Below are 7,593 nucleotides of genomic sequence, written 5' to 3' on the forward strand. Positions count from 1 at the left end.
TGTGCCGCAGCCGGTCGCCGCGCACCCGCGCGACGCGCGGCTCGCGGGCCTGCTCGACTGGGTGCGCGCCCACCTCGACGCCGCGCACAGCGTCGATTCGCTCGCCGAACGCGTGTTGATGAGCCGGCGCACGTTCACGCGCCACTTCCGCCAGGCAACCGGTACGACCGTCACCGCGTGGCTGCAGGCCGAGCGGCTCGCGCGCGCGCAGCATCTGCTGGAAACCACCGGGCAGTCGATCGATGCGATCGCGCAGGCGGCCGGCTACGGGTCGAGCGTGTCGCTGCGCCAGCATTTCGCGGGCGCGCTCGGCACCTCGCCGTCCGCGTATCGAAGGGAATTTCGCGGCGCCGGAGCCGGCGCCGATGTCGTGCGGTAACGCGCGCGGCGGGCGGGCCTCGCAGCGGAACCGTCCGGCCGTTCAGCCGCCGTTGATCCAGCGCGCCGCGTAAAGCAGCAGCGCGACGAAGACGATCATCGCGGCCCAGCCCCAGACGGGCACCGTGCCGGAGCCGCGATGCGGGAGCGCGCTGGCCGCGCGCCCGGTCAGCGCGCCACCGAGGTGCGGCGGCAACGCGCGCTTCGTCGCGGCCACCAGCGCCGCCGGCCGCAGGAACACATGCTGGCGCCGCGGCGCGGCCGAGCGTGCGCGATTCGGTGCGAGGCCGTGCTTCGCCTGGACGACCGCGCAGAATTCTCGGAAGAAATCGTCGGTCCATTCGCGCAGCGTATTTTCGATCTGCCGCCCCGGCAGCTCGGTGAGCGGGCCGCTCGCCGTCACCCAGACGACGTACTCGATGCGCGTGGCGTTCGCGTCGTCATCCGGCATCAGCACGAGTTCGACCTGACCGCGCAGCGCGCCGAGCCCGTCGGCCCGCGCCTTGAAGTTGAGCACGCGGCGCGGCTGCCCTTCCGCGTCGCCCTGCTCGGCGGCCGCATGCGCCCGCACGTCGTAGCGGGCACGCAGCGGGCCGAGCGGCACCGTGATCGTCAGCGCGAACTCGCCATGCGCATGCTTCTCGAAGGATTCGCAATGCTCGAAGCTCGCGCGCAGCAACGCGAGATCCTCGAACGCCGCCTGTACGACAGGCGGCGCGAGCGGTACGCGTAATGTGTCGTTCAGTTCCATGACGCCTCCCCGATGAACGCGCGCCGCATCAGGACGTCTCGACGAGACTGTCGATCCGTGCGGCGTCAAAGGCGACGTAGTGCGCGAGCGCCGACGCAGCCTCCTCCGGTTCCTCGTAACTCCATGCGGCGTTTTCGATCACGCCGTCTTCCGTCTGCAAGTCGAAGTGCACGGCCTGGCCCCTGAACGGACAGGCCGACGTGACGCCCGATTTCACGAGCCGGCGCATGTTGACGTCGCCGCGCGGCAGGTAGTGGGTGTCCGGCAGGCCCGTTTCGCGCACGGTCAGCGCGCCGTGCGAATCGGCGTACGTGATGCCGCGATGGATCACGCGCACGCGATGGCGGTTCGGCACGATTTCGAGACGAGGGTCGGCTGCATCGGACATCGTTTCTCCTTGGGGCGGCCCGGCCAGGCCGGGCTCAGGAAACGAAAAAGCCACGGCACGCGTGCCGTGGCTTTCATTATGGGCGAAACCGCTGCCGAATGCGCGACCCGGGCCGGGGCCGCGCGCGGCGGGCTACTGCGCGCTCCACTGGAATGCGGTTTTCGCGCCGCCCTTCGCGCCGACCGTGACGGCGCGGGATTCCTCATTGCCCTGGTACGACGCATGCACGGTATAGCGGCCCGGCGGCACCTTCACGAGCATGTACGGCCCGCGCGCGTCGGTCTTCAGCACCTCGTCGCCCTTGCCGTCGACGATCCGCACATGGACGTCGGCCAGGAACTCGCCGCCCTTGCCGGTGAACCGCAGCGCCAGCGGCCACATCGGCTCGTTGCGCTGGAACGCCGTCGATTCGTCCTGCCCGACGCCGCCGGACACAAAGGTGACGTCGCCCTGCTGGCGCGCGGCGGGCAAGCCGTCCGACTGCGCGTACGCGCCGGTCGCACCGGCTGCGAGGCCGGCGACCAGCGCCGCGGCGACGGCAAATCGGGACACGTTGCGTAGATATTGCATGGCTCTCTCCTTGGGGTCGGAACACATACAGGGCGCAGCGTCACGCGTTCGAACGGCGGCGGCGCCCGCCGCGGCCGGCCTGGCCGGCCGTCGGCCGTGGCCGGTCAGCTCAGGTCGACCGGCACGAAGATCTGTGCATTATCGCGCTGGATCAAGAGAGCAAGACTGTTGCCCGCGCCCTTGACCGCGTCGCGCAACTGCTCGGGGCTCGTGACCGGGCGGCCGTTGACCGCGAGGATCACGTCGCCGGGCTGGATGCCCGCGTTGGCGGCCGGCCCGCCGGCCTGCTGCACGATCAGGCCGTGCGACAGGTTGTCGGCGCTGCGCTCCTGCGGCGACAGCGGACGCACCGCGACGCCCAGGCGCCCCTGCTCGACCGGACCGCCGTCATTCGACGCGAGCTTCGCGTCGGCCATCGCGCCGAGCGTCACGCTGATCGTCTTCTTCGACTTGTCGCGCCAGATCTGCAGGTCGGCCTTCGAACCCGGCTTCAGGTTCGCGATCTGCGCGGGCAGCGACGTCGAATCGGCAACCGGCGAGCCGTTGACCGACAGGATCACGTCGCCCGGCTGCAGGCCGGCCTTCGCGGCCGGGCCGTTCGGATCGACCGAGCTGACGAGCGCGCCGTCCGGCTTCTGCAGTCCGAACGAGCTCGCGAGCGTCTGGTTCAGCCCCTGCACGGCGACGCCGAGGCGGCCGCGGCTCACGTGGCCCGTCTTCACGAGCTCGTCCTTGACCTTGATCGCCTCGTTGATCGGGATCGCGAACGACAGGCCCTGGAAGCCGCCCGTCTGCGAGTAGATCATCGAGTTGATGCCGATCACCTCGCCCTGCAGGTTGAACAGCGGGCCGCCCGAGTTGCCGGGGTTCACCGGCACGTCGGTCTGGATGAACGGCGTGTAGTTCTCGTCCGGCAGCGCGCGCGACTTCGCGCTGATGATGCCCGACGTGACCGTGTTGTCGAAGCCGTACGGCGAACCGATCGCGACGACCCACTGGCCGACCTTGCTCTGCGCCGGGTCGCCGATCTTCACGGTCGGCAGGCCGCTCGCGTCGATCTTCAGCACCGCGACGTCGGACTGCTTGTCCGCGCCGACGACCTTCGCCTTGTATTCGCGCTTGTCGGTCAGCTTGACCGTGACGACGTTCGCGCCGTCGATCACGTGCGCATTGGTGAGGATGTACCCGTCGGAGCTGATGACGAACCCGGAACCGAGGCTCGCGCTCGGCTGGTCGTCCGGCTGCGCGTCGCCGCCCATGCCCGGCACCTGGCCGTAGAAGTGCTTGAAGAACTGGTAGAACGGGTCGCTCGGGTCGATCGGCAGTTGCGGCTGCTGCTGCACGCGTCGCGACACCTGCTTCACGACATGCTTCGCGCTGATGTTCACGACCGCGGGGCCGTAGGTCTCGACGAGCCCGGAGAAATCGGGAATGCCGGTCTTGGCGGCCGCTTCGGCCGGCATCAGCGCGGCGGCCTGCGCCGGCGTGATGATCTGCGGATCGGCACGGTGGGTGCCGGCGACATAAGCGGCGGACAGGGCGGCCGCCACGGCGACCGCGACGGCGCCGCGCGCAAGGAATCGGGTGTTCATCGTAGGACCTCCTCTTTGTTAGGACGCAGCGTAACGACCCTGACTTAAAGGAGGCTTAATCAGCCTTAAGCGGGGCTTAGGGCCTGTTCACGCCCTTCCGGCACCGTTCTTCACACGGATTCGGACGGTTGCGCCGCCTCGGCCGGCATCTCCGCGTCGCGGAACACGACGCTGACGAGCAGGCCGCCCGCGGCCGCGTCGCCGAGCGACACCGTCGCGCCCTGCTGCGCGGCCACGCGCTTGACGATCGCGAGCCCGAGCCCGCTGCCCGACACGTCGGTGCGCGCTCGCGCGGAACTGTCGCGATAGAAGCGGTCGAACACGCGCTCGCGCTCGTCGGCCGGAATGCCGGGCCCGCTGTCGCCGATCTGCACGCATGCGCGGCCGGCCGCGTCGCGGGTCAGCGACACGTCGATGCGGCCGCCGTCCGGCGTGTACTTCACCGCGTTGTCGAGCAGGTTGCCGAACATCACGCGCAGCGCGCCGACGTCCGCGACGACGCTCGCCGCGCGCGTTTCCTCGAAGCCGAGATCGATGTCGCGCCGCTGCGCGAGCGGCGCAAGCGCGGCCACGCATTCGGCGAGCAAACCCTGCAGGTCGACCGGCTCACGCATCGTCGCGCCATCCGGCTCGGCGCGTGCGAGCGCGAGCAGCTGCTCCGTGAGACGCGTCGCACGCGACACGCCATCCTGGAGATCCGCGACCGCCTCGCGGCGCGATGCGTCGTCCTTCGCGCGGGCGACGAGCTGCGCCTGGATCTGCACGGCCGCCAGCGGCGTGCGCAGTTCGTGCGCGGCGTCGGCCACGAAGGCCTTCTGCGTGTCGAGCGCGGCCGACAGCCGCGCGAGCAGCCCGTTCAGCGCCCGTACGAGCGGCTGCACCTCGAGCGGCAGGCGCGCATCGGGCAGCGGATCGAGCGCTTCCGGCCGGCGTGCCTCGACCGCGCGCGTCACGCGGCCGAGCGGCGCGAGCCCGCGCCCGACGATCACCCACACGGCCGCGCCGAGGAACGGCAGCAGCACGATCAGCGGCCACAGCGTGCGCAGCGCGACGTTCGCCGCAAGCCGGTTGCGCACCGACAGCGGCTGCGCGAGCTGCACGACGTTGTCGCCGACGATCGCACCGTACACGCGCCATTCGCCGCGGTCGGTGCGCTCGGTCGAGAAGCCGAGCTCCGCGCGCGGCGCGATCGGCGCACGCGGATGCGAGAAGTACATCAGCACGCCGTTGCGGTTCCAGATCTGGATCACGATGCCTTCGTCGCCGTTGGTGCGCGAGCCGAACACCTGCGAGAACGGCTCGGACGGCAAGGCCGCGGCGATTTCCTGCAACTGGTAGTCGAACAGTTCGTTCGCCTCGGCGAGCGCCTGCCGGTAGATGAGCCAGCCCGCGATGCCCACGCCCGCGACGACGATCGCGAGCAGCCAGATCAGCAATTGATGACGAATCGACCTCACGCGTCAGCTTTCCTTGACGACCATGTAGCCGAGCCCGCGCACGTTGCGGATCAGGTCCGAGCCAAGCTTCTTGCGCAGCGCGTGGATGTAGACCTCGACCGTGTTGCTGCCGATCTCCTCGCCCCAGCCGTACATCTTCTCCTCGAGCTGGCTCTTCGACAGCACCGCGCCGGGCCGTGCGAGCAGCGCCTCGAGCAGCGCGAACTCGCGCGCGGACAGCGCGACGGGCACGCCGTCGAGCGTCACCTGGTGCGAAGCGGGATCGAGCGTCAGCGCGCCGTGGCGGATCAGCGATTCGCTGCGCCCGGCCTGGCGGCGGATCAGCGCGCGCATCCGCGCGCCCAGTTCATCGAGGTCGAACGGCTTGACGAGGTAATCGTCGGCGCCCGCGTCGAGCCCTTTCACGCGATCGGCCACCGCGTCGCGCGCGGTGACGATCAGCACCGGCAGCGCCAGCCCGCGCGCGCGCAGCGTGCGCAGCACATCGATGCCGTCGCGCTTCGGCAGGCCGAGATCGAGCAGCAGCAGGTCGTACGTCTCGCCGCCGAGCGCCGTCAGCGCGGCGTCGCCGTCCTGCACCCAGTCGACCGCAAAACCGTCCGAGCGCAGCGCCTTGCGCACGCCTTCGGCAATCATTCGATCATCTTCGACAAGCAGAATCCGCATCGGGACAGGCATCCATCGGGCGAGTGAAACACGGCGACCATTGTAGCGCCGCGAATCGCGTGCGCGGCACGGTGCAATGCAACAGAAAGGCGGATTGCAAGGGGCCTGTCCGGACTTGTCTCTACAATGTGCGCTTTGGCGCCGCGCGCGCCCTGCCCGAACGTCGTGCTTCTCCCGTATTCGCCCATGCCGATTTCCGATCTGTCCACCCGGTTCGCCCCCCGCGCCCGCGTCTGCCTGCGGGCCGCCGCCGTCATCGCCACCTGCACGGCCCTCGCGTTCGCGCCGTCCGCGCAGGCCCGCAAGAAATCCCACAAGGAAGCGCGCAAGACCCCGGTCGTGTCGCCCGCCGCGCGTGCGGCCGGCCTGCCGGCGTCCGTGCTCGTCGCGCTGCAGCGCGCGAAGGTGCCGGCGTCGGCGATGAGCGTCGTCGTCGAGCGCGTCGGCGATCCGGAGCCGCTGATCGCGTGGAACGCGAGCCGGCCGATGATGCCCGCCTCGACGATGAAGCTCGTGACGACCTTCTCGGGCCTGTCGATCCTCGGCCCCGACTACCGCTGGCGCACGACCGCCTACACGGACGGCACGATCGACCCTGACGGCACGCTGCAGGGCAACCTGTACATCAAGGGCACCGGCGATCCGAAGCTCGTGCCCGAAGAGCTGATCGACCTCGTCGACAAGCTCCGCAAGGCCGGCGTCAAGCGCGTGGCCGGCGGCCTGGTGCTCGACAAGAGCTATTTCGCGGCATCGACGCGCGATCTCCCTTCGTTCGACGACGACGCAAGCGCGCCGTACAACGTCGGCCCCGATCCGCTGCTGTACGCCTTCAAGGCCATATCGTTCACCGTCACGCCGGGCGACGACGGCAAGGTGGCCGTCGACGTGCTGCCGCCGCTCGCCGACCTGTCGATCGACAACCAGCTGGTCGAAGGCTCGGGCTCGTGCAGCGCGGCCGCCGCAGCCGCGCGCCCGACGCTGACGGCTGGCAGCGGGATCATGACCGCCTCGTTCGCCGGCGACTATCCGCTGCGCTGCGGCGCGCACACGACCAACCTCGCGATCCTCGATCACACGACGTTCTTCGCGCGCGGCTTCCTCGCGCTGTGGCAGCAGGACGGCGGCACGATCGCGGGGCCGGTGAGCGAAGGCAAGGTGCCGACCACCGCGCGGCCCCTCGCCGTGCATCACAGCCCGGTGCTCGGCAGCATCGTCTACGACATCAACAAGTTCAGCAACAACGTGATGGCGCGCAACCTGTTCCTGACGATCGGCGCGGTCAGCGGCAAGCCGCCCGCGACGCCCGAACAGTCGAGCCGCGTGATCCAGGCGTTCCTGCAGAAGAACGGCATCGCGATGCCCGACCTCTTGCTCGAAAACGGCTCGGGCCTGTCGCGCGAAGAGCACATGAGCGCGTTGTCGCTCGCCGCGCTGCTGCAGGCCGCGAACGCAAGCCCTGTCGCGCAGGCCTTCATCGATTCGCTGCCGATCGCGGGCATCGACGGCACGATGAAGAACCGCCTCACCAACGCCGGCGTGCTCGGCAACGCACACATCAAGACCGGCACGCTGCGCGACGTGCGCGCGATCGCCGGTTACGTCGCCGGCGCCGACGGCCAGAGCTACATCGTCGTCAGCTTCATCAACAACGATCACGCGGAAGCCGCTCGAGCCGCGTCCGACGCTCGCGATCGTGTCGGGCCTCTACGAGCTGTTCGGCGAGAACGCGCTGATCGAGCGCTCGCTGCGCGGGCTCGCGCAGGCCGTGCCGCCGGGCGGCTATCTCGTCTA

8 protein-coding genes and 1 pseudogene are annotated in these 7,593 nt (G+C 69.9%); 3 read left to right on the top strand and 6 right to left on the bottom strand.

What is annotated here, in order from left to right; translation table 11 throughout:
• The coding region (locus G3N61_RS36950; RefSeq protein ID WP_205824872.1) for a helix-turn-helix domain-containing protein at positions 1-379 on the top strand (379 nt) is incomplete at its 5' end.
• 42 nt (positions 380-421) lie between these two features.
• On the opposite strand, the gene G3N61_RS36955 is transcribed toward G3N61_RS36950, so the two are convergent.
• From G3N61_RS36955 to G3N61_RS36980, 6 genes are all read right to left on the bottom strand, one after another.
• Entirely contained in the window at positions 422-1,129 is a 708-nt protein-coding gene (locus G3N61_RS36955) for an SRPBCC domain-containing protein (protein ID WP_043190203.1), read from the bottom strand.
• Positions 1,130-1,157: 28 nt separating this feature from the next.
• Positions 1,158-1,517, bottom strand: coding sequence for a DUF427 domain-containing protein (locus tag G3N61_RS36960; protein WP_089451204.1), 360 nt, complete (start codon positions 1,515-1,517; stop codon positions 1,158-1,160).
• A gap of 132 nt (positions 1,518-1,649) precedes the next feature.
• On the bottom strand, positions 1,650-2,087 hold the full coding sequence (locus G3N61_RS36965) for a carboxypeptidase-like regulatory domain-containing protein (protein WP_043190209.1): 438 nt from the start codon (positions 2,085-2,087) through the stop codon (positions 1,650-1,652).
• A gap of 104 nt (positions 2,088-2,191) precedes the next feature.
• A complete protein-coding gene (locus G3N61_RS36970; RefSeq protein ID WP_043190210.1) occupies positions 2,192-3,679 on the bottom strand; it encodes a DegQ family serine endoprotease in 1,488 nt (495 codons plus the stop codon).
• A 110-nt stretch (positions 3,680-3,789) separates the two neighbouring features.
• Positions 3,790-5,136: an ATP-binding protein gene (locus G3N61_RS36975; RefSeq protein WP_205824873.1), complete on the bottom strand. Its 1,347-nt coding sequence runs from the start codon at positions 5,134-5,136 to the stop codon at positions 3,790-3,792.
• A 3-nt stretch (positions 5,137-5,139) separates the two neighbouring features.
• On the bottom strand, positions 5,140-5,802 hold the full coding sequence (locus G3N61_RS36980; RefSeq protein ID WP_039360640.1) for a response regulator: 663 nt from the start codon (positions 5,800-5,802) through the stop codon (positions 5,140-5,142).
• 186 nt (positions 5,803-5,988) lie between these two features.
• On the opposite strand from G3N61_RS36980, the pseudogene dacB reads away from it, so the two are divergent.
• Both dacB and G3N61_RS39905 read left to right on the top strand, forming a co-directional pair.
• Positions 5,989-7,479 (top strand): annotated as a pseudogene (gene dacB / locus G3N61_RS36985) (D-alanyl-D-alanine carboxypeptidase/D-alanyl-D-alanine-endopeptidase); the annotation flags it as partial.
• A 16-nt stretch (positions 7,480-7,495) separates the two neighbouring features.
• On the top strand, positions 7,496-7,593 hold a 98-nt coding region (locus G3N61_RS39905; RefSeq protein ID WP_346778606.1), incomplete at its 3' end, for a class I SAM-dependent methyltransferase family protein.

It is taken from the genome of Burkholderia sp. Ac-20349 (assembly GCF_017104865.1).
In the GTDB taxonomy this organism is placed as follows: domain Bacteria; phylum Pseudomonadota; class Gammaproteobacteria; order Burkholderiales; family Burkholderiaceae; genus Burkholderia; species Burkholderia aenigmatica.

Bases quoted from the DNA above. Each gene is read 5' to 3' on its own strand.
- G3N61_RS36955 (WP_043190203.1), bottom strand. From the start codon at position 1,129: ATGGAACTGAACGACACATTACGCGTACCGCTCGCGCCGCCTGTCGTA.
- G3N61_RS36960 (WP_089451204.1), bottom strand. From the start codon at position 1,517: ATGTCCGATGCAGCCGACCCTCGTCTCGAAATCGTGCCGAACCGCCAT.
- G3N61_RS36965 (WP_043190209.1), bottom strand. From the start codon at position 2,087: ATGCAATATCTACGCAACGTGTCCCGATTTGCCGTCGCCGCGGCGCTG.
- G3N61_RS36970 (WP_043190210.1), bottom strand. From the start codon at position 3,679: ATGAACACCCGATTCCTTGCGCGCGGCGCCGTCGCGGTCGCCGTGGCG.
- G3N61_RS36980 (WP_039360640.1), bottom strand. From the start codon at position 5,802: ATGCGGATTCTGCTTGTCGAAGATGATCGAATGATTGCCGAAGGCGTG.